Raw genomic sequence first — 21,851 nt, forward strand, 5'->3', positions numbered from 1 at the left:
GCCAGTGCATTCACCGAAATCCTGGTACTTCATTGTCAGTAACTCTCGCGCTTGGCAGGCAAGGATCTTCTATCGACCAGGGCGTTTTCAATCGGGCCGCGGCAGCAGAACGGCTTCTTTTTCTTTAAGACGAGTGCGTAATTTCCTTCTTATCTCCATGTCCAAAGCAGCAATCAGCTTCACCGGCGTAAGGAAGTCATATGGCGACAAGATCGTAGTCGACGGATTGTCGTTCAGCGTCGCGCCTGGAGAGTGCTTCGGTCTGCTAGGGCCAAATGGCGCGGGCAAGAGCACGACGGTGCGTATGGTTCTCGGCATGGCGCCGCCCGACGCAGGCAAGATCATCGTGCTCGGGGAGCCAGTGCCGGCGCGCGCTCGCTCGGCACGTATGAGCATTGGCGTGGTGCCGCAATTCGACAACCTTGAGCCCGGGTTCACCGTGCGCGAGAACCTTCTGGTGTTTGGGCGCTACTTCGGCATGAGCACACGTGAAATTGAAGCGGTCGTGCCGTCGCTGCTCGAATTCGCTTGCCTCGAAAGCAAGGTCGATGCGCGCGTCACCGAACTATCCGGTGGCATGAAGCGGCGGCTGATGCTGGCACGCGCGCTGATCAACGATCCACAGTTGTTGGTCATGGACGAGCCTACAACGGGTCTCGACCCGCATGCGCGCCACCTGATCTGGGAAAGCCTGCGGTCATTGTTGGCGCGCGGCAAGACGATCCTCTTGACCACCCATTTCATGGAAGAGGCCGAGCGGCTGTGCGACCGACTGTGTGTGCTGGAGGAGGGGCGAAAGATCGCCGAAGGCGGGCCTCGCGTGCTGATCGAAGAACAGATCGGGAGCCACGTGGTCGAGATCCACGGCGGCAATCCGCATGAGCTGCGCACGTTGCTCGCGCCGCACGCGCAGCGTATCGAGGTCAGTGGTGGGACCCTCTTCTGCTATGTGTCCGATCCGGAACGGGTGTCTGTACAGTTGCGCGGGCGCGCGGCGCTGCGCCTTTTACAGCGTCCAGCAAATCTCGAGGATGTCTTTTTGCAGTTAACCGGGCGCGGGATGAAGGAGTGAACGATGAGAGAGTTTTATGCAGCGGCCCTGCCCGCGAACGTGTGGAACTGGGTTGCAGTGTGGCGCCACAACTATCTGGCATGGAAAAAAGTCGCGTTTGCCTCGATTCTCGGTAATCTTGCCGATCCTATGATTTATCTGTTCGGCCTCGGCTTTGGTTTCGGGATAATGGTAGGTCGCGTCGATGGCGCATCTTATATCGCGTTTCTCGCGGCGGGTATGGTCGCCACGAGCGCGATGACCTCCGCGACCTTCGAAACGATTTACGCAGCTTTCTCTCGCATGCATGTTCAGCGCATGTGGGAAGCGATCCTGTGTACACGGCTCACGCTCGGCGATATCGTTCTCGGTGAACTGGCATGGGCCGCCACCAGGGCCTTTTTTGCCGGCATCGCCGTCATGGTGGTAGCCACCGTACTGGGTTATGCAGCGTGGTCATCCATTCTCTATGCATTGCCTGCCATCGCCCTGACTGGCCTCGCCTTCGCGAGTCTGGCGATGATCCTCACGGCGCTTGCACCCAGTCACGATTACTTCGTGTTCTATCAAACGCTCGTTCTCACGCCCATGGTGCTCCTGAGCGGCGTGATCTTCCCGATCAGTAAGCTACCTGCCGTTTTTTGCGACGTAGCGCGCTTCTTGCCGCTCGCACATTCCGTCGACCTTATCCGTCCCGCGATGCTCGGACGCCCGGTGGGCAGTGTTGCCCTGCATATTGGCGCTCTCTGCATTTGCACGGTGTTGCCGTTCTTTCTGTCGGTGGCGCTGTTACGTCGACGCCTCATGTCTTAATGCCAGCTATGGCCGGCGCATTACGCACGGTTTGCGTCTGCGCATCGCGCGCGTCGCCGTCGGGGTTCTCGACGTTGAGGAAAAGGCCGTAGCGTTGTGCGGAATCGGGCATTGCAGGCCCTCTCGTGGAAAGACCACGTCAAAGGCAAGTTTTGCGCCCACATCTCGCGGTACGTAAAGTCATGACGACGTCAGCCATGCCTCAGGCAGAAGCGCGACGCTGCGACCACGCCGCGCGGCTGGGCAGGCCGAGCCCGCAACACGCCCGCGATGAAGCTCGTCACGCTCGACGAACGCAAAGCGGACCACGGCGTGCGGTGACGCGCGCACAATCGCCGCAGCGCGACCAGCGAATCCGGGTCGATCAGATCCAATGGGCACAGCACCCGGTAGGCGCCCGACAGCAAAGCCTCGAAGCCTTCGGCACGGCTATCGTCGTCGATGGTTCCGGTGTGATGAACGAACTCGCCTCCGGCCGCCTCCACCAGCGCACGCAGCACGGCGTTGATGCTTGGCCGCCCGCCCACATAAACCCATCGACGCCCGCTCAATGCGCGCGTCAATGCGCGGTCGTCGAGCAGCGCCTGCTCAACCGCGAACAACTCGTGCTGCAGGCTCGCGACATGTGCCCGCGCGCGCTCCAGCGACAGGCTCGCACTGCTGTCGGGAAGGCATGTGCCGCGGTTCTGATTCATGACGGGCTGCGCTTCGGATCGCACCGTTACGGCAACGGCAGGCGGCATGGGTCTCATGGAGAGCGCCTCGTGACATGGCCCGCAAGCCGTTCGCCCGCTGCCGGAGTGAAAAACCAGCTACGCACCGTGTCGTACGTGTAGCGCGTCCGGCCGGCATGACGCGCGTGCGGCGCCAGCCGATGCTCGGACAGCGGCTTCGCCCAGCCCCAGAAGTCGGCCACCCGCGACGCGACACAATCGAAGCGGTGGCCGACGCGTGCTGCCTACTCCGCTCCAAAGCAAAGCGCATGGTCCGAACAGACGCCACAACTCGGCGCCTTGCAGATGAACAGGCCCTCGCGCTCGCACAGTTGCTTGTAGAAGAACTTCTTCCACTTCATGTCATGCGTATTCTTCGCGGCCAGCCGCGGAAACCAGTGGCTGATCAATGCGGACAACTCGCGCCGCGACGGCAGAAGCAGGTCTTGCCAAAGGTGGTTTTGCCCGAGGCTCGCGCAGGCCAATGCATGGGCCACGCAGTTCGCCTCGTCTGCCGGGCCGGCGCGCGGATCGGCATGGTGATTGAGCAACGCCACGAGGTCTTCCAGTTCGTCGCCACGCGGCATCGTGGCGGGCGACAAGACGCACGTAAGACCGAGCGCCGAGCCGGCACCCGGGAACCAGCGCGCGAGCATCCGGCGCGTCTGGTCGGCGTCCAGTCCGGGCATCGGCAGCACATCGACGCCGTGGTGCTCGAACCCGCTCGACAGCACGCCGGCCAGTGCCAGCACGGTGGGATCGCCCGCATCCACCGCACACGCCATCAGGGTCGCATAGGCGTCCATCGCGGCATCGCTCAGAGAACGGCCGCCGCGTGCGTGTAGCACTTTTTCGGGCAGATCTTCGCGCACGCGGTGCAGCCGACGCACAGTTCCCGATGCACGATAATCATCACCTTCTTCTCGTACTCGTCGTCGTCTTCGTCTTCGTCGTCGCCGTCTAGTGCGACGTGCGCGCCGTCCTCGTTAAGCCCGACGAGTTGCAGCACGCCACGCGGACAGACACGGAAACAACGTCCGCAACCAATGCATTTTTCTTCGTCGAGCCTGTTGACGAAGGTCGGCGTCCAGGTGGCGCCGCTTGGCAGCGTAACGCTGAAGGTATCGCTCATGATGTGGCTCCATGGCTTCGCTGGTTCAGGCCGCTGCCGCAGCGGCAGCCTTGCGGGCTGCCATCAGCGCGGCGTGGGCGTCATGGCAGCGCTGGGCGACAGCGAGAATGTTCTCCCAGTTGGTCGGGAGTTCCTCTGAGAGGTCGTGGAGGTCCAACTTCGCCCGGGTCGCTTGCGCGTTGAGTTTCTTCAGGTGCGCCTTGAGTTCATCGGCATCGGTGCTCATCGTCTCGGTCCCCTCACGATTCCTTCAGGCGCCGTACTGTGCGACGGCGGGGTACATCCGGATCACCTCGACCGCTTCGTCGAAAAGCTTTTCGCCCGCCTCGGCGAGCTTCTCCAGCGAAGCGAAGCCGAACCGGTGTACGTCGCGCAACTGCTTGTTGACGACAACGAGCCGCCCCGCGATCAACACCATGCGGCCGAAGCCCTCTTGGCTCATCTTCATCATCGGCGAAACCATTTGGCCGGTCTCACGCTCGATCGCCACGGCAATCGCGCTATAGAAAAGCTCGAGCCGCCACAGCGTTTCGGGGGCGGGGTCGCCCATGATCGGAATCGCGCGGCGTTCCTCCGGCGTGTGGATGTACGGCTTGAGCAGTTGCAGGTCGGTCTTTCCTTCCCACACGCCGTGGGTGTCCTGCGCGCGCAACTGCCTGACGAGCTCCTGCACGAACGGCGCGACCAGCAGCATTTCGTCGCCGGCCTTGGACGGAATTGCGGATGTTTCAGCCATGGGATACCTCATCGTCTTCAAAGTCGTATACACGTTCGCCATCCTTCGCCAGCGCCTTGCGCAGCCACGGTGGCGGCGTGCCCTTCAGCACCTGTTGCAACTTGCCGAGAGTCTCCTCGATGGACTCGGGCCGCGGCACCTTGATCGGATGAATCTTCAGCGCAACCACTCGAGCCGCGGCCGAGCCGCCGATTGCGGCGACGTACAGGATCGCGCAATCCTTGACGGCTTCGAGCTTGGGCGCGAGCTTGTCCTCGTCGCCGTCCTCTTCGAGCTTGTCACCAAAGTCGAACGCCTCGACGAACCGGTAGCCGTCCGGTGTGACGTCGTAGGTGACGATGCTCCTCGCCCAGCCAAAATGCGCATCGACGAACTGCCTGTCCTGGGTGGCGAACGCGATCTTCATGCTGTGTGCTCCTTTAGGTGGGTCAAGCACCGGCCGCGACGACAGGAGTGTTCGCTTCGCGCGCCGGATCGCGCGCGGCCAGATCGATAGCGGCCTGCGGCAGCGGCCAGTCGCCCGGATCGTGATGCGGAATCTGCTCGATCATCAGGTTGGCGATCTCAAAGATCAGGTTCATCGTGCCGCGGTAGCCGACGTAGCGTCGATGTGCGTTTCCAACCCGGTCGAAGACCGGAAAACCGATCCGGAAGAGCGGCTTTTGCAGGTGCTCGGCCATCTGCCTGCCGTGCGAATGGGTGATCAGCAGGTCGCAGTCCGCCGCGGCGCGCTCCATGTCTTCGAGATCGCCGATCACGACCTGTTCAGCGGGCAGCAACGCGTGCGCGCGCGATCGCGTCGTGCTGATGCAGCAGCGCAACTGCGCGCCCATCTCGTGCAGCATGCTGCCGACCGCGAACAGCAGATCGGGCTCTGCGCCGATCGCGACCTTGATGCCTCCGGTGTAGAAATGGCCGTCCAGCATCGCATCGAGCAATTGGCTGCGCTGACGCCGGTATTTCGCGGGAACGGGTCGTCCGGAGCGCTGCGCGAGCAATTGCAGCAGACGATCGTTGGGTTCCAGTCCGGTGAGCCGCCCGAACACTTCGAACGGTGTGCCGGCGATAGCATGCAATGCCTCGGCGCCGTCGCGCGTCTGCTCGCCCACGCCGATGGTAAATGCCGATGCACCCGCGGCCCGGATCTCCGCGAGCGTGGTACCACCCAGTGTGGTGCCGCGCCAGTCCGGCGCGATATGGCCGTCGAGCGAGCCGGAAATGTCGGGCAGCACAATGACATCGAAGCCGAACGCTTCGATGATCTCGCGCAGTTCGTCGATGTCGCCAGGCGACAGATGGCTGCCGGGCAGCAGCGTCACCTGATTGGCCACCGTTGGCAACGCCTTGACCAGCGCGTTGACGATGCCGGTAATCGCATGCCGGTAGCCGTCTTCGAATGCGCCGACATAGTCGGGGGTCGACACATAGACGATCTCAGTGTCGTTGAGTTCGGGCTTGCGCTTGCGCACGGTAACGAGATAGCCGTCCACGTCGTCGCCCTCGGTCTCGGTGAGACCTGTTGAACAGATCGCGATGATCTTCGGCGCAGCGCGCTTGCGGATGTTGAGCAGCGCGGCCTCGATGTTCTCGTAGCCGCCGAGCACCGCGGTGACTTCGTCCATGGCTGTCGTCTGCAGCGGGATCGCCTCCCTGAAGTGGCGCACCAGCAGCACGAGGCCGAACGACGTGCAGCCCTGCGAGCCGTGCATCACGGGCATGCAGGCATCGAGCCCAAGGAACGCGAGGCTCGCGCCCAGCGGCTGGCTCATCTTGAGCGGATTGACCGCACAGGCTTTCATAGATTCGACGACATCGGCCATGGCATGTTCTCGAGTTCGGGGGCGTCAGGTCGGCATACTGGGTTCGAGGCTCATCGCCCCCACCCCACGGCGCTCGACAGCGGGCGGGCGGCTTGCGCCTGGACCACACCGAGCGCTCCCCCGTCGTCGCCCCACGGAGCAGGGATCCGCACCTGTTGCCACACCGGGTTGTAGATCGCGCGGTCGATCTCATGCACCAGCTCGACGATCCCCTCGTAGCCGCCATAAGGGTGGTGGCGTTCCTGATTGATGTCGAGCCACGGTATGCGGGCTTTCAATGCGACGAACTGTGAGCGGCCACCCGACAGCATGATGTCGGCCCGCGCGTCCCTGAGCATCGCGTACATCTCGCGCGGCGTCATGCCGTCGATCATGTGGGCGTCGTCGCCCATGATCTCCCTGATCTTGTCCTTGTCTTCCTTAGTGCTCTTCTTGACGCTGGTGCCGACGATTTCGAGCCCTGCTTCCTGCAGCGCGGAAACCACCGACCAAGACTTGACGCCACCTGTGATGAGCAACACCCGCTTGCCGGTAAGGCGCGCTTTGTAGTGCGCGATGCGCTCCCACGCGCGCGCTTCCTCGACGGCGATCAGGCGCTCGGTACGCTCGAGCAGATCGTCCGGCGCGCCCTGCTGCACGAGCAGGCTGGCGATATGGCGCAGCGTGTCGCTCATGTCGCCGATCCCATAGAACGAGCCCTCGAAGTAAGGGATGCCGTAGCGCCGCTGCATCTTTGTCGCGATGTTGATCATCGACTTCGAGCAGACCATCATGTTGACCTTGGCGCGATGCGAACTTGCGATCTCGTTGTAGCGCCCGTCGCCGGAGATGCACGAGAGGATACGGATGCCCAGCGCGTCGAGCAGCGGCTTGGTCTGCCAGAGTTCGCCCGACAGGTTGTATTCGCCAATGACGTTGATGTCGTACGGCGTCGTGTACTCGGGCTCGCGCGTGCCGATCACATAGTTGAGGATCGCCTCGCCGCCAAGCTTGTTGCCCAGATTCTTCGGCCCGGCGAAACCGGGGGAAATGACCGGAATTACCGGCTTGCCAAATTGTTCGGTGGCGCGCTTGCAGACTGCCTCGATGTCGTCGCCGATCAGCGCAGTGACGCAGGTCTGGTAGACGAACACTGCGGGCGGATCGTATTTCTCGATGATTTCGCGCACGCTTCTGAACAGGCGCTTCTCGCCGCCGTACACCACGTCGAGTTCGTTGATATCGGTGGTGAAGCCGGTGCGATAGAGTTGCGGACCGGATGAAGCGGCGTGCCGGTTGTCCCACGAGTTACCTTCACAGGCAATCGGCCCGTGCACGAGGTGTGCGACGTCCACCACCGGCTGCAGAGCGATCTTCGCGCCGTCGAACGCGCACCCGCCTGCGGCCGAACCCGGCGAAAGCTGCTTCGTGCAGCCCCTTTTGCGTTCCTTCTCGCTCTTGCCTTGATTCTTGTCGCAACCCGGCTCGTCGAAAACTTCGGCGATTTGGGCATTGAGCGAAGCAGACATGACGTGCTCCTGATGGATGGACGTTTCTCTAGTGGCAAGTCCCATACCACCGGGAAACGCCTTGAAAACGTGCCAATTGGCGCTGAGGCAGTCGCTCGCGCGCATCGCCATGGCGGGTTTGAACGGTTTGCGACAGACGGCTCGCGACACAGAAAACGACAACACACGTTCACTGCCTGCCTTGCCGTTCCGTATGGAGCAGGACCCGCGCGATCGCATTCGCGCGCGTCTCCAGCAACGCATCCGGCCTCGCCCACACCGGCCAGGCAAACCTAGCCGTTGATGACCTCGACGTTAAGGCCGTCCTGCGTCATCTTGACCAGCCGCGCCCGATGCATCTGCTGTGTCTGCCATGGCCGCGCTCTCCTCGTCAGCGAATGATGTCGTAGCTGTAGTCGGTCTTCGCCACGTCGATCGTGTTGGCGTCGAGCGCTTCGAAGAACTCGTCCAGCAGCGTGACCAGCACCCGCAACGCACCTTCATAGCCCCAGGTCGGGAAGCGATGGTAATGGTGGCGATCGAAGATCGGGAACACCATGCGTATCAGCGGCGTTTTGGTATCGCGCTCGAGATATTTGCCGTAGGTGTTGCCGATCAGGAAATCCACCGGCTCGGTAAACAGCAGTGAGCGCATGTGCCACAGATCGCGTTTCGGATACACCTTGCAGCCGGCGCCGTAGGGCGACGCGTCGAACAGCGCCTGCACCTTCGCAGCCCAGGTTTCGTTGCCGTTGGTCGCCAGCACGTGAGCCGGCTCGGCGCCGAGTTCCAGCAGGAACTGCGTGTAGCCCAGCATCTGGTCCGGGTCGCCGTAGAGCGCAAAGCGCTTGCCGTGCAGGTGAGCCTGGCTGTCGGCCATCGCATCGACGAGCTGGCCTCGCTCCTTCTCCAGTTGCGCCGGAATCGGCTTGCCGGTCACGCGCGAGATTTCCATCAGGAACTGATCGGTGCCCGCGACGCCAACCGGCGAGTTCAGCACCACCACTTCCTGGCCATGCTCGCCAATGAACTTGCTGGTCTTCTCGCAGCAGTATTCCTGGAACACGAAGGTCGCCTTCGCGTTCAACGCGCGCTCGACTTCCTCCTTGGTCGTGCCGCCTTCGTACATCCGGAACTCGCCGTCGGTCGGCGTATTCCACGTTTCGGATGGGTCGCAGATGATGTTCACCGTCACGCCGAACAGATCGAAGATGCGGCGAATTTCCTTCATGTTGCCGACCACGTAGCCGTCGAAGCCGCCGATGAAGTTGACGCTGTCGTCGGGCACGCGCTCAAGCGGCGTCGCTGTGCCGGCCTTGCCGTCCCAGAAGTGCCTGAGGATGCCGAGGAGCGCGTTGTCGTAGCCGGTCACGTGGCTGCCGACGAAGGCCGGCGTGTGCGCGAACGGCACGTCATAGTCTTCCGGCACGCTGCCCTTCTGCTTGCTGCTCTTGATGAGCGCGTCGAGGTCATCGCCGATCACTTCCGCCATGCAGGTCGTGGAGACCGCGATCATGTCGGGCTTGTACAGGTTGTACGCATTTGCGAGGCCGTCGATCATGTTGTTCATGCCGCCGAACACCGCCGCGTCCTCGGTCATCGACGAGCTGACGCACGAGGTCGGCTCCTTGAAGTGACGCGAGAAGTGCGAGCGGTAAAACGCTACACAGCCCTGCGAGCCATGCACAAAACTGAGCGTCTTGTGAAAGCCGTTGGCCACGTACACTGCGCCGAGCGGCTGGCAGGCCTTGGCCGGGTTGATGGTGAGCGAGTCGCGTGCAAAGTTCTTTTGCCGGTAGTCTTCGCTCTTGGTCCACTCGACGATCTGCTTGACCTGCTCGTCTGAATGGTTGAACTCGAAATTTTCCTTTTTCGCGCGAAAAATTTTCTGGTACTCGGGCTCACGGAACAGGAGTTCCTGGTCGAGAATCTGGTCTGCGGATTGGGGCACGGGATGCTCCTGATATTCAATTCAAAGGCCTGCCGGCCGGTGATCAGTCCGGTGATCGGTGCGGTGGCCGGCGCTTAGGGGTTTTTCTTCCAGGGCGCCTTGGCGAGCCCCCATACCGGGCTGGAAATGGCCATGTCCATGTCGCGCGCGAAAATGGCGTAGCCGTCGTAGCCGTGATATGGACCGGAATAGTCCCAGCTGTGCATCTGGCGAAACGGCACGCCCATCTTCTGGAACACGTACTTTTCCTTGATGCCGGAGCCGACCAGATCGGGCTGGACCTGTTCGACGAACCTCTCAAACTCGTAGCCGGTCACGTCGTCGTAAATCAGCGTGCCGTCCTTCACGTAGTGCGTGGTGCGCTGATAGTCGTCGTTGTGGCCGAATTCGTAGCCGGTGCCGACCACGTTCATGCCGAGGTCTTCGTAGGCGCCGATTACGTGGCGCGGACGCAGGCCGCCAACGAACAGCATCACGGTCTTATCCTGCAGGCGCGCTCTGAACTTCGCGTTCACCGCATCGACCAGGGGACGATACTTGGCGATCACCCTCTCCGCGTTGGCTTTGATGGTGTCGTCGAAGTGGCTGGCGATCTCGCGCAGGCTCTTCTCGATCATCGACGGGCCGAAGAAGTTGTATTCCGCCCACGGAATGCAGTACTTCTCCTCCATGTGCCGGCTGATATAGTTCATCGAGCGGTAGCAATGCAGCAAATTGAGCTTGGCCTTGGGCGTATTCTCGAGCTCGGCGATCGAGCCGTCGCCCGACCATTGCGCGATCACGCGCAGGCCGATCTCTTCGAGCAGAATCCGGCTCGACCAGGCATCGCCGGCGATGTTGTAATCGCCGATGATCGCAACATCATAAGGCGTCGAAACAAATTCGGGCCGCTTGTCCGGATCGGCCTTGTCGAATATCCAGTCTCGAATCGCATCGTTAGCCAGATGGTGGCCCAGCGACTGGCTGACGCCGCGAAAACCTTCGCAGCGCACCGGCAAAATGGTGTGCCCTTCATACTGCGCACTCTTCGTCTTCGAGACGGCCTCGATGTCGTCGCCGATCAGGCCGATCGGGCATTCACTCTGGATCGAGATGCCCTTGTTCAGCGGAAACAGTTCCTGAATCTCGTCGATGATCTTGTCGAGCTTCTTGTCGCCCGCCGAAGACGATGTCCTTTTCCTGGAAGTCCGACGTGAACTGCATCGTCACGAAGGTGTCGATACCGGTAGTGCCGATGTAGTAGTTGCGACGCGCGGCCCACGAGTACTGGCCGCAACCGACCGGACCATGACTGATGTGGATCATGTCCTTGATGGGCCCCCAGACCACGCCCTTCGAGCCGGCGTACGCGCAACCGCGAATCGTCATCACGCCCGGCAATGACTTGATGTTTGATTTCACGCCACAGTCGGGCTTGCCGTCCTCGAAGGTGCCCAAATGCTTGGCGCGCCGTTTGGCCATCTTCTCCGGATAGGCCTTCAGCACTTCATCGATCAGGGCCTTGTTCGCGGCCTTGCGCTCTTCAACAGTGACGCTCATGGGGGAATGCTCCATAGGGTGAGTATCAAGCCTGGCAGCGGGTAGCCGGCATGGCCCGGTTCTTCGCGTGAAGAAGAACACCGGGCCGCGCGCAGCGCCGCTCGCTTAGGCGGTCAGTTCCGCTGCAGGCTTGCCGACTTGCGATTCGTCGATGGACGTCATGATTCCGTGCTCCATTAACAGGTCTTCCAGTTGATCCATCGTGATCGGCGTCGGGATCGTGCCGTTGCCCGCGTTGTTGTGCACCTTGGTGGCGAGCTGGCGATACTCTTCCGCCTGTTTGGATTCGGGCGCGAACTCGATCACCGTCATGCGGCGCAACTCGGCGTGCTGCACGATGTTATCGCGCGGCACGAAGTGGATCAGCTTCGAACCGAGCATCTTCGCCAGCGCTTCGGCGAGTTCGAGTTCCTTGTCGGTCTGACGCTCGTTGCACACGAGCCCGCCGATCCGCACACCGCCGCTGTTCGCGTACTTCAGAATGCCCTTTGAAATGTTGTTGGCCGCATACATGGCCATCATCTCGCCGGACATCACAATGTAGATTTCCTGCGCCTTGTTCTCACGAATCGGCATTGCGAAACCGCCGCACACCACGTCGCCGAGCACGTCATACGACACGTAGTCCACGCCGTCATAGGCGCCGTTTTCTTCGAGGAAGTTGATCGACGTGATGACGCCACGGCCCGCGCAGCCGACGCCCGGTTCCGGACCGCCGGACTCCACGCAACGGATGTTGCGGTAACCGATCTTCATCACGTCCTCGAGTTCGAGGTCCTCCACCGAGCCGGCTTCGGCCGCTAGCGACAGGATAGTGTCCTGCGCCTTTGCATGCAGGATCAGGCGGGTAGAGTCCGCCTTGGGATCGCAGCCGACGATCAGGATTTTCTGCCCGAGTTCAGTCAGGGCTGCCAGGGTGTTCTGCGAGGTGGTCGACTTGCCGATACCGCCTTTACCGTAGAAAGCGATTTGCCGAAGTTTAGACATTGCATTTCTCCATTCAGGAAGAAGGGTTGAAACCAGGGTTGCGTAACCGCGACCATGTCAGCCTGTCGTGCCTGTATGGGTCTTCTTATATCGAGTCACGCATCGGCCGGACCTGTGTCCGCGCTGGACTCCAAACGCAGCTTCTGTGCCACGTCACCAGCGGTACTGCGTCGCGTCCGCCCCGCCGCGCTGCGGCGGTTGGTTCGGGACTTTTGCGGACTCCTCTTCTGTCTTGTCGATTTCGCGACAAACCACGCGAACTTCGTCGCCAATGAAACCATTCGGGCGCGTTTGTCGTGCGATTTCTGTCGTATTGGCCTGCGTGCAGCCGGACAATCGCCGGGTTGCGGCCTGGTTCGGTTATTGCATTGATCGCGCCATGGACACACCAGCCACCCAAGCTTCGCGACCCGTGCCGCGCGAGACGCACTTCGACCGTCTAGGCGGCGAGACCGCCGTCATCCGCCTGGTCGATGCGTTCTATCGGCACATGGATACGCGGGCCGACGCGCAGCGCATTCGCGCGATGCATCACCCGGACCTGTCTTCGACGAAGGCCGTGCTGGTGCTGTATCTGTGCGAATGGCTCGGCGCCGACAAGCGGTACTCGGCACAGCGCGGCCAACCACGGTTGCGCACGCGTCATGCCGCATTCGCGATCGGCACCGCCGAACGGGATGCGTGGCTAGCTTGCATGCGCGCCGCGTTCGACGAGACGGGTGTCGATCCGGTGCTACGCGATGAACTGATGCAGGCCTTTTTCAAAATCGCCGACCGGATGCGCAATACGCAGACGTGAATCCCTCTTCAACGCTGTTTAACCCAAGGATCTGTGATGACCGAAACGCTCGCGCACAAGGAGATCGACGACACCGCGTTCGCCCGTCTCGAACATGAAGGCCGTCTGCTCAACCCGGTTCTCAAGGGGCTGACGAACAGGCTCGGCCGGGTCGGCTTCCGCGGCGAACTTGCGCTGCGGTTTGCCCCGAAGCTCGCCGACGAAGCGCGGCCGCCGGAGCTGACCTGCGATCAGGTGATGGCATGCGCGACGATCGGCCATAAGCACTTGCCGTTCTTCGCCGGGTATCTGTTGAGCTTCGAGCATCTGAAGGACGTGGCCGAGGTGCTCAGCGACACGCTCTCGGCGGACGGCAAGTACTTTCTGTTTTGCGACAACATCGACCTGAGCAAGCGATATCAGGTGCCGTACAAGGGCGCGATGTTCTATGTGCTGCCGATTCTCGAGTCCACCGTCTACAACGAGATGCTCGAACTGCTGTACCTCGAAAAGAACGAATTGAAGAAAAGGGACTCCGGCGGCAAGCTGGATGCGGTAGCGGACGCGGCCATCAAGTTCGACGTGACCTTCGAGACGATCACCTACAGCGAAGGACTTGAATTGATGGGGCCAGTGCGCAACCCCAACGAGAACCGGCCTGTCTGAGGCGCGGGTCCCGACTGCTGCGCCAACCGATGTTCCCTTGCCCCCGAACGCAACCATGATCATGCACACTGACACTGCTTTCGTCGTCCGCGAACGCCTGGCCTCGCGCGTTGTCCGGAACGCCGATGCACAACTCGATACGATCGTGCCCGCCGCACTTTCCACTTGGCTGGCGTACCACGGCTTCCCTGCTCCCCATTCGCGCTGCGTGAACGGCGAAACGCCGTTGATGCGCGCCGCGCAGCATGGCGAGGACGCGGTCGTCGAAGCGTTGCTCGCACTCGGCGCACGCGTCGACGCGCTCGATGACGACGGCAACCATGCGCTCTGGTTCGCGTGCCTGCACGGCGGCCCCGCGACCATCCTGCGGCTGATCGACGCCGGCGCGCCGATCGACCATGTGAACGACGACGACATCACATGCCCGATGCAAGCAGCCGCGAGCGGTCGCCTCGACGTCCTGCAGATGCTGCTTGCGCATGGGGCGAACGCAGAACTGTGCGCACCGGATGGCCGCTGCGCGCTCGACATGGCAGCCGACCTCGGGCTGCAACTGCTGCTTGCTTTCGGATGACAGGCTTTGTTAGCGAGTCTTACAGTAACCGTCAAACGGTGTCGGCATCGGCATCAGATGGGCGCGCTCCTGCTCGAACACGTCGGCGACGCTCAGGTCACGATAGTCCGGATGCTTCACCTGATCCCACAACGACCGGCACCGGGTCGCCAGCCATGCATTCAGATCAGCGAAACTGCCGAAGCGTTGCGCACGCGCCTCAATCCAGATGCGCAGACGGCTGTCCTGCACGTTCTTCTCGACGACGCCTTTCTCCCAGCCACTGGCGACGTTGCAGAAGTCCGGATCGAACAGGTAGTGCGAGCACATCACTGCGAAACGCGGATTTACTGTGCGACCCTTGCTTTTGTGAACCTTGTCTACGGCCGTTTTCATATTGTCGTAGATGCCCCGGCGGGCCATCCCGCCGAAGGCCGCGAACGAGCGCGTATGGGCATCGAACAGCATCTCGTGCCCCTGGCTCGGATAGGCAACCAGCCAGAACGCCCGCGACGCACATAGCTTCATGTGCGACACCTGCAGCTTGCGGTAAATGCCGCCGACAACCAGTCCTTCCTCGGACCAGTCAAACTGGAATGCCTCGCCCAGCTCGAATCGCAACGGCACAAACGCCGACTTCGAAACCGCCTTGCCTTCGCCTTGCCGCCAGCCCCGGATGAAATCGGTCACCCGCGAGTAACAGCCGTCGTAGCCGCCCGCCTTGATCTCCTGAAACAGCATCCGGGCGGTGCGCCGCTCCTTCTTCGACCGCCGCGCGTCGACACTGAGCACCTGCACCAGCACCTCATGAAACGGCGTCAACCGGGTCGGCTGGGAGCGCCGCTGATACTTCGGCTCGTCCTGAACATCCATGTTCAGATATTTACTAATCGTGTTGCGCGACAGGCTTGTGAGACGTGCTATCTCGCGTACCGACTTGTTCTGGCGGTGGAACATCCGCCGCACCTTGCCAATCATCGTCATCGGGATCATCCCCAAACACCCTGCCAGAAAAACTAGCAAGATAGGTTGATTGCCCGGCTCAATTTTCAGTCGGCGCGATCCCTACATGTGGCCGAATTTTCGGTCGGCGTAAACACGGTATGTTCACCCCGAGCCCCGGTGGCACGTCTTGAGATGCGTTCAGTATGGCACGCTGGTTGCCACTCATCGGTGGCTTCCGCCACCGATTGAGCAGCGCGAAAGCTTCGAACTATCAGGAAGCGTCGGCCTGTAGAACGCCGAGCATTGCGATACAAGTGGTTAAACGAAGCTCAACGACGGAGGGAGACGGGTCCTGATTGAGATCGTTAATAATCACGGTGAAGTCTGCGGCAGTGTTATCGATCGCGGTCTTCAGATTTGTCAGGTCGCTAAGGCTGGAGGCCTCGGCGGTGGCCAATGTCTTGCACGCCGTGACCAAACCCTGCAGCACGCCGATCTGACTCGATAGCGAGTTGATGCGATTCTGAATCGCGGCAGCATCGCTTTTCCATTTGAGATAAAGACCAAGCGCAGCCGCAAGGCCCGGTAGACCGAATGGCCCCAGTGCAAGGAGATAGTAGTAACGCTTTTGTGCGGCAGCCAATTGGCCCCGTGCCGCGCCTTCCTGTGCCTGCAAAGTCGTCATCTGACTCTGGATAGAGCCTTCGACGTGGGCTAGCTGCGTAAACGACGACGACATGAGAGCCGCGGCAGCGTTCGATTGGGTCAGTAGTGATGTCGCGCTTTGTTGGTACGTACTGATGGTGGCAGCGACGTCCGAGACAGTTTTGGCTATCGAGCCCGGACTTGCACCTTTTTTAAGGTCAGCGAGCGCACCATTCAGCGCGGTGATTGCCGAACCGGTATAGCCGAGCAGGGCCGTCTGAAAAGGAGCGGCGTCCTTCAGAATACCGATAAGAGAATTGCAGACGGAGTTCTGAATTGGCACCGCGTCGCCGGGCAATTCTTGGATGGACCGCAATTTGGAGACACTACTGTTCAGGGCGGCCAAAGTCTGTGAAAAAGGACCCATGTTGTCTCTTTCCTTCGTTGTGGTATGACGGGGCCGCCTCCGTTGGAATCAATCCCGACGGAGGCCGCACGGGCTAGCGGATCGCGTTACGCCACTCCTGCTGAGGCGCGCAGATTGGCGACCTTCGCGATGAGATCGCTTACGGTCTGATGCGCGGCGGCCGATTGCACGGTTACGCCAGCCATTTGGCCCTTGACCGTCTGGATGTCCGCCAGGAGCGTCCCGATTTCGCCGTTTGCCGCGTTTATGAACAGGGTGCGGATCTCGTCCGCACTCGAAATCCCCTTGTTCAAATCGGCGATGATGTCGCCCAGATCAGATGTGATGCTTTCCCACGCGTTTGCCATCGCCGATGCTGCAGTGATGGCACCATTGACCTGCGTAGAAAGTGATGTGTAGCCGCCACTAATCGCCGTAGCGAGCTTTACCTCTTCCTTCAGGTCCGCTTGTTCGGTGAGCAGCGACGCCTTCGCCTTATTCGCTGCGACGAGCCCGGCTGCCGCGCCGACTTCACCGAGGACTCCCGCCAAGACAATGCCAACGCCGCCGACGACTGCACCGGTAGACGCGCCAGCGGTGACAAACTCAGCGATCGCCCCTACGCAGATGACAAATACGCCGCCTACGACAGTCAGCCCGCTCAGAACGATTCCGGCGATTGCGCCGTCGATTTCCGCCTGAGCTTTGCTGAGTTCCCCTATGATGATGGCGAGAATCCCGTCTCCTCCGCCAACCGCACTATTCATATTGGTAACGGTGGTTGTGAAGTCCGCTGAGTCCGTCGTTAGATTCGCGCCAAGCGTCTGGAGGTTGGTGACAATCTGGTTCGCGGCGCCTTGGTATTTCACCGACTCCTGCTGCACCGCCGTGAGGGCGGCTGTCCACTCAGCAACAGTCGAGCCTGCCGGCAGCGTCGCCGGTAGTGCTTTGTTGAGCTGGTAGTAGTTGTCGATGTTTGCCATGTTTTCGATCAGGCTGGGCTGCAGCGTGTCCAGATAATAGATCGCATGGCCTTTCGCGGTGGTGAGCCCGTCGTTGATTTGTGTCTGGTATTGCGACAGACCGTCGATGCCAGAAAAATCCACCTGGGGCTGTTCGAGAACGCTATTTACATAGGTTTGAACGGTCAGGGCAGCACACATTTGCTGAGTGTTTGCCTCGCCAATTGCTGTCGCATTTCCGCTGATATCCGGCATTTTTACCCTCGTTATTGAATTCAAATTGCATTGAACGCGACCTGAAGTGGCCGCACGTAACGAACGCCGAGCGAAAGCACGGAACCCCGAGTTGCGGGATTAGATGAAGGCCCCCGAGCGAACCGCAGTGTTCGTATTAATCGTCTTCCCGGCTTATGGTAGTGCTGGCCTGCAGGCTTTTTTATGCGTTACGGCTTGCACTGATTCCCTGCAAAGCCAGAAGGCTAATAGGGCGAATTTTGCCGTACGGTGTGACATTTTTCTTACGACCGATTCAATTACTAAGAGGGACGTGCGTCGCGCGACCAGCGAAGTCGGTCCACTGATCAGCCGAAAAATCGTATAGTTTGCAGCCTCGTGCGGTGTCGAAGTACCAACGCCACGAAAACCGCTGCACGACGATCCGTTCCGGAAGCATCGCTTCGAGGGTTCGCTGGGCACCGACGAGCCCGTATAGAGGCAGACTCATGTCGACGTGATGCGCGGTGTGCTCCATGATGTGATGAAACAGCGCGCCAACACGCCAGCGAAAGGTCAAGTGCACCGTCGTGGATACGAACGGATCTGAACGCCCCCATTTCGCGCGATCGTCGTACCAGCGGATTTGCGGATGCGTGTGGTGCGCGTACACGACGAAACCCACCATCGCGCACCAGAACAGGAACGGCACCGCGAACCCGCATGCGATTGACGGGACCACCCCCCGCTGCGTCGCGCGAGCGATCCACGCGAGCGCGCCGATCCAAAGCAGTGCGAACACCGATATCAGCGTGCAGTCACGGAAGAACATGGGGCGCCGCGTCGGCATTGCGGCCCGCGACGGGAAAAGCATCTTCGTCCACCAAATTTCGTTCATGTAGTAGAGACCGGGCGCCCAGCCGCTGCGATAGATACGTTCCAGTGCGCGCCGTGGCCCACTCAAGGCGCGATATTCCTGGATCGTCAGCGGTGCCCACACGAAATCGACGCCTTTCAGGTTCGTGTAGCCGTGATGCACCACGTTGTGACCCACTTGCCACAGGCTGTACGGCGTGAGCGACGGCAGGAAGGCGATCCGGCCCAGCCAGCGGTTGAGCGTGCGGTGCCGGGTCAGGCTCTCATGACATGCGTCGTGACCGATGACGAAGAGCCGTCCGATGACAAAGCCCGCCATGCATCCGAATACGGTCTTCAGCACGAACCCGTGCGCGAACACGCTCGCGGCGAGCGCACACAATAGCAAAACGTAGTCGAACACGAGCAGCAGAAGCGCGTAGGCGGTGCGGCGTTCGGCGAACGGTGTCAGCCACGAGCGGATGACCTTGCGATGGGGCAATGGCTCATTGGCGGGAACGGGGTGATTCGGACTGTTCATGAAGAAGACCGGTAGAGCGGTGCAGGACAACACTACGCACGCGGCCGACGGCTGCATGCCGTGTCCGCGATGATGTGACCAGACCGTTTCGCGCTGGTGGCGAGTCAGCGCGACATCATGTTCATGCTGACATTGTGCATTACCCAGATCGTGCCGAAGATCAGGAACAGCGCGGCGAGCGCGGTGTAGCATAACGCCAGCACGTTCCAGCGCTGGCCGCGCGACAGGTCGAGATGCAGGAACGTCACCAGATGCACGACGATCTGCACGAACGCCAGCAACGCGAGCGCCATAATCGCGGAGCCGGACGGCAGCAACCGTTGCGTGACGATCGAGAATGAGCCAGCCGTCAGCGCCACGGCAAGCACGAAACCGGTGATATAACCGGCGACGTCACCACGCGAGGCGGTCGTGGACGTCGAGTGTGAATGGACCATTTAGAGCATGCTCCCGAGATAGACAAACGAAAACACGCAGATCCACACGATGTCGAGGAAGTGCCAGAAGAGGCTCAGGCATGTCAGACTCGTGAGGTCGCGACCGGACAGTTCAGGCGAGCGGACGACATGCACGACGAGCACGGCCATCCAGACGAGGCCGGCTGTCACGTGCAGGCCGTGGGTGCCGACCAGCGTGAAGAACGACGACAGGAAGGCGCTGCGACTGGGCCCAGCACCATTGGCGACCAGGTGCGAGAACTCGCGCAGCTCTAACGCGAGGAACAGCGCGCCAAGCACGAACGTCACGAGGAGCCAGCCGATCACGGCACCACGCCCCTGGCGCTGCGCGCCGAGCATCGCGAAGCCGTAGGTGGTGCTGCTCAGCAGCAGCACGCCGGTTTGAAGTGCGACACCCGGGATGTCGAACAGGTCCCGTCCGGACGCGCCACCCGCGAACTCGTGCGCCATTACGGCGAACACGGCGAACAGCGACGCGAACAGCATGCAGTCGGTCATCAGGTACAGCCAGAAGCCGAATACGGTGGGCGTTGGGCCGTGGTCAGCGCTCGACCTGCCGTGATGGACGAGTAATGCAGATTGCGACATGGATCAGGTCTCCGCGGATTCGGGTAGTTCAAGGGCGGCCGGGGTGCGTGCGCTGCCGCGACGTGCTTCGATTTCGCGCACGCGCGAGGCCGGAATCACGTAGCCATGGTCGTCGCGGAAGCTACGCGCGATCAGCGCGGCGACGATCGCGACTAAGGCCAGCACGGCGAGCCACGTAATGTGCCAGACGCCGGCGAAGCCGAGCACGAGGCTGAATGCGCCGATCAGGAACCCGTCCGCGGTGTTCGACGGTAGGTGGATGTCCTCGTAATGCGCCAGTGCGGCATTTGCTGCGCCGCTTTCCTTCATGTGCGCGAACGCGTCGAGCTGGTGGACGACCGGTATGCGCGCGAAGTTGTAGACAGCGGGCGGCGACGAGGTGGCCCATTCGAGCGTGCGGCCGTTCCACGGGTCGCCCGTCAGGTCGCCGTATTCCGGCTCGTTGCGATGGATCACGCTCACGACGACCTGGGCGATCTGGTGCACGACACCGAGTGCGATCAGCACCACGCCGCATGCGGCGACGAACAGCCAGGGATGCCAGGTCGGGTTGTCGTAGTGATTCAGGCGCCGGGTCATGCCCATGAAGCCGAGCACGTAGAGCGGCACGAACGACACGTAGAAGCCGACGAACCAGCACCAGAACGCCCGCTTGCCGAGCTTCTCGTCAAGCTTGAAGCCGAACGCCTTCGGGAACCAGTAATGGAAGCCCGCGAGGTAGCCGAACACGACGCCGCCTATGATCGCGTTGTGAAAGTGCGCGATCAGGAACAGGCTGTTGTGCAGCACGAAGTCCACGCCCGGGATCGCCATCATCACGCCCGTCATGCCGCCGATCGTGAACGTGACCATGAAGCCGATCGTCCACAGCACGGGTGTGGTGAACTCGATGCGACCGCGGTACATCGTGAACAGCCAGTTGAAGATTTTCACGCCGGTGGGGATCGCGATGACCATCGTCATAATGCCGAAGAACGCGTTGACGTCCGCGCCGGAACCCATCGTGAAGAAGTGGTGCGCCCACACGAGGAATGCGAGCACCGTGATCGCGCACGACGCGTAGACCATCGTTCTGTAGCCAAACAGCGGTTTCTTCGCGAAGGTCGCGATCACTTCCGAGTAGATGCCGAACGCGGGCAGCACGAGGATGTACACCTCCGGGTGGCCCCACGCCCAGATCAGGTTCAGGTACACCATCGCGTTGCCGCCGAGCTCATTGGTGAAAAAGTGCATGCCTGCGTAGCGGTCGAGGCCGAGCAGTGCGAGCGTCACGGTTAGGATCGGGAACGTTGCCATGATCAGCACGTTCGAGCACAGCGCGGTCCACGTGAACACCGGCATCTTCATCAGCGTCATGCCGGGCGCGCGCAGCTTGACGATCGTCACGAAGAAGTTGATCGCGGTAATCAGCGTACCGACGCCGGAGAGCTGCAGACTCCAGATGTAGTAGTCGACCCCGACGCCGGGACTGAACTGCAGCTCCGACAGCGGTGGATACGCGAGCCAGCCGACCTGCGCGAACTCGCCGATCACGAGCGACAGATTGATCAGGATCGCGCTGATCGCCGTCATCCAGAAGCTCAGCGAATTCAGGAACGGGAAGGCGACGTCGCGCGCGCCGATCTGCAGCGGCACGACAAGATTGAAGAGGCCGACCATCAGCGCCATCGCCATGAAGAAGATCATGATGACACCGTGCGCGGTGAATATCTGGTCGTAGTGGTGCGGCGGCAGGTAACCGGGGCCGTGAAACGCGATCGCGAGCTGAAGCCGCATCATTACGGCGTCGACGAAACCGCGCACGAGCATCAGCACCGCGACGATGATGTACATGATGCCGATCTTCTTGTGATCGACGCTTGTCAGCCACTCGGTCCAGAGCCACTTCCAGCGGCCGAGCTTCGTGAGCGTGACGATGACCGCCAGCACGATGAGCGCCATGAACGCGGCCGCGCCCATGATGATCGGCTGATCGAACGGAATCGCGCCGGGCGTGAGTTTTCCAAACATGG

General features: G+C 61.3%; 22 protein-coding genes and 2 pseudogenes. 5 read left to right on the forward strand and 19 right to left on the reverse strand.

The features are described from left to right. The first annotated feature begins 133 nt into the window (after positions 1–133). Together nodI and OKW27_RS01570 are read left to right on the forward strand one after the other, a co-directional pair. Positions 134–1,072, forward strand: coding sequence for a nodulation factor ABC transporter ATP-binding protein NodI (gene nodI / locus OKW27_RS01565; protein ID WP_429332826.1), 939 nt, complete (start codon positions 134–136; stop codon positions 1,070–1,072). A gap of 3 nt (positions 1,073–1,075) precedes the next feature. Continuing rightward, positions 1,076–1,864 carry an ABC transporter permease gene (locus OKW27_RS01570; RefSeq protein ID WP_090811273.1) on the forward strand — a complete coding sequence of 263 codons (789 nt, stop codon included), beginning with the start codon at positions 1,076–1,078 and terminating at the stop codon, positions 1,862–1,864. On the opposite strand, the gene OKW27_RS01575 is transcribed toward OKW27_RS01570, so the two are convergent. The 12 genes and pseudogenes from OKW27_RS01575 to nifH form a co-directional block, all read right to left on the reverse strand. Then, a complete protein-coding gene (locus OKW27_RS01575) occupies positions 1,854–1,976 on the reverse strand; it encodes a hypothetical protein (RefSeq protein WP_429332324.1) in 123 nt (40 codons plus the stop codon). The two genes, OKW27_RS01570 and OKW27_RS01575, sit on opposite strands and share 11 nt — an antisense overlap. Positions 1,977–2,055: 79 nt before the next feature. Next, positions 2,056–2,559: a hypothetical protein gene (locus OKW27_RS01580; RefSeq protein WP_429332325.1), complete on the reverse strand. Its 504-nt coding sequence runs from the start codon at positions 2,557–2,559 to the stop codon at positions 2,056–2,058. 263 nt (positions 2,560–2,822) lie between these two features. After that, positions 2,823–3,383 (reverse strand): nitrogen fixation protein NifQ, encoded by a 561-nt coding sequence (locus tag OKW27_RS01585; protein WP_429332326.1) that lies wholly within the window; start codon positions 3,381–3,383, stop codon positions 2,823–2,825. 11 nt (positions 3,384–3,394) lie between these two features. After that, positions 3,395–3,709, reverse strand: coding sequence for a ferredoxin III, nif-specific (gene fdxB / locus OKW27_RS01590; RefSeq protein ID WP_184038030.1), 315 nt, complete (start codon positions 3,707–3,709; stop codon positions 3,395–3,397). A gap of 25 nt (positions 3,710–3,734) precedes the next feature. Further along, positions 3,735–3,935 (reverse strand): CCE_0567 family metalloprotein, encoded by a 201-nt coding sequence (locus tag OKW27_RS01595; protein WP_105512102.1) that lies wholly within the window; start codon positions 3,933–3,935, stop codon positions 3,735–3,737. A gap of 24 nt (positions 3,936–3,959) precedes the next feature. Next, positions 3,960–4,445, reverse strand: coding sequence for a NifX-associated nitrogen fixation protein (locus OKW27_RS01600; protein ID WP_429332327.1), 486 nt, complete (start codon positions 4,443–4,445; stop codon positions 3,960–3,962). After that, positions 4,438–4,851, reverse strand: a complete 414-nt coding sequence (gene nifX / locus OKW27_RS01605; protein WP_429332328.1) for a nitrogen fixation protein NifX — start codon at positions 4,849–4,851, stop codon at positions 4,438–4,440. The genes OKW27_RS01600 and nifX overlap by 8 nt, the downstream gene beginning before the upstream one ends. Positions 4,852–4,873: 22 nt before the next feature. After that, complete coding sequence (nifN, locus tag OKW27_RS01610; RefSeq protein WP_429332329.1) at positions 4,874–6,265, reverse strand: nitrogenase iron-molybdenum cofactor biosynthesis protein NifN; 1,392 nt, start codon at positions 6,263–6,265, stop codon at positions 4,874–4,876. 50 nt (positions 6,266–6,315) lie between these two features. After that, a complete protein-coding gene (gene nifE, locus OKW27_RS01615; protein ID WP_429332827.1) occupies positions 6,316–7,773 on the reverse strand; it encodes a nitrogenase iron-molybdenum cofactor biosynthesis protein NifE in 1,458 nt (485 codons plus the stop codon). A gap of 370 nt (positions 7,774–8,143) precedes the next feature. Then, complete coding sequence (nifK, locus tag OKW27_RS01620) at positions 8,144–9,703, reverse strand: nitrogenase molybdenum-iron protein subunit beta (protein ID WP_429332330.1); 1,560 nt, start codon at positions 9,701–9,703, stop codon at positions 8,144–8,146. 74 nt (positions 9,704–9,777) lie between these two features. Beyond that, positions 9,778–11,242: pseudogene (gene nifD / locus OKW27_RS01625) on the reverse strand (nitrogenase molybdenum-iron protein alpha chain). Positions 11,243–11,347: 105 nt separating this feature from the next. After that, positions 11,348–12,229 carry a nitrogenase iron protein gene (gene nifH / locus OKW27_RS01630; RefSeq protein ID WP_018423167.1) on the reverse strand — a complete coding sequence of 294 codons (882 nt, stop codon included), beginning with the start codon at positions 12,227–12,229 and terminating at the stop codon, positions 11,348–11,350. Positions 12,230–12,608: 379 nt separating this feature from the next. Between nifH and OKW27_RS01635 the strand changes: the two genes are divergently transcribed. From OKW27_RS01635 to OKW27_RS01645, 3 genes are all read left to right on the forward strand, one after another. Continuing rightward, positions 12,609–13,028, forward strand: coding sequence for a group II truncated hemoglobin (locus OKW27_RS01635; protein ID WP_026226291.1), 420 nt, complete (start codon positions 12,609–12,611; stop codon positions 13,026–13,028). Positions 13,029–13,064: 36 nt separating this feature from the next. Next, on the forward strand, positions 13,065–13,673 hold the full coding sequence (locus tag OKW27_RS01640) for a hypothetical protein (protein WP_429332331.1): 609 nt from the start codon (positions 13,065–13,067) through the stop codon (positions 13,671–13,673). 61 nt (positions 13,674–13,734) lie between these two features. Continuing rightward, entirely contained in the window at positions 13,735–14,247 is a 513-nt protein-coding gene (locus OKW27_RS01645) for an ankyrin repeat domain-containing protein (protein ID WP_429332828.1), read from the forward strand. Positions 14,248–14,271: 24 nt separating this feature from the next. Here OKW27_RS01645 and istA read toward each other — a convergent pair. From istA to cyoB, 7 genes and pseudogenes are all read right to left on the reverse strand, one after another. Beyond that, positions 14,272–15,210 (reverse strand): annotated as a pseudogene (gene istA, locus OKW27_RS01650) (IS21 family transposase); the annotation flags it as partial. Positions 15,211–15,442: 232 nt separating this feature from the next. After that, positions 15,443–16,243, reverse strand: coding sequence for a hypothetical protein (locus tag OKW27_RS01655; protein WP_429332332.1), 801 nt, complete (start codon positions 16,241–16,243; stop codon positions 15,443–15,445). An 86-nt stretch (positions 16,244–16,329) separates the two neighbouring features. Continuing rightward, complete coding sequence (locus OKW27_RS01660) at positions 16,330–17,439, reverse strand: HBL/NHE enterotoxin family protein (protein ID WP_429332333.1); 1,110 nt, start codon at positions 17,437–17,439, stop codon at positions 16,330–16,332. A gap of 274 nt (positions 17,440–17,713) precedes the next feature. Further along, positions 17,714–18,793, reverse strand: a complete 1,080-nt coding sequence (locus OKW27_RS01665; protein ID WP_429332334.1) for a fatty acid desaturase — start codon at positions 18,791–18,793, stop codon at positions 17,714–17,716. Between the two features lie 104 nt (positions 18,794–18,897). Continuing rightward, entirely contained in the window at positions 18,898–19,230 is a 333-nt protein-coding gene (gene cyoD, locus OKW27_RS01670; RefSeq protein ID WP_090811308.1) for a cytochrome o ubiquinol oxidase subunit IV, read from the reverse strand. Next, positions 19,231–19,839: a cytochrome o ubiquinol oxidase subunit III gene (gene cyoC / locus OKW27_RS01675; RefSeq protein WP_429332335.1), complete on the reverse strand. Its 609-nt coding sequence runs from the start codon at positions 19,837–19,839 to the stop codon at positions 19,231–19,233. It lies immediately after the preceding gene. 3 nt (positions 19,840–19,842) lie between these two features. Next, positions 19,843–21,849 carry a cytochrome o ubiquinol oxidase subunit I gene (gene cyoB, locus OKW27_RS01680; protein ID WP_429332336.1) on the reverse strand — a complete coding sequence of 669 codons (2,007 nt, stop codon included), beginning with the start codon at positions 21,847–21,849 and terminating at the stop codon, positions 19,843–19,845. Positions 21,850–21,851: the final 2 nt, after the last annotated feature.

Source organism: Paraburkholderia sp. 35.1 (assembly GCF_050436525.1).
GTDB lineage: Bacteria > Pseudomonadota > Gammaproteobacteria > Burkholderiales > Burkholderiaceae > Paraburkholderia > Paraburkholderia tuberum.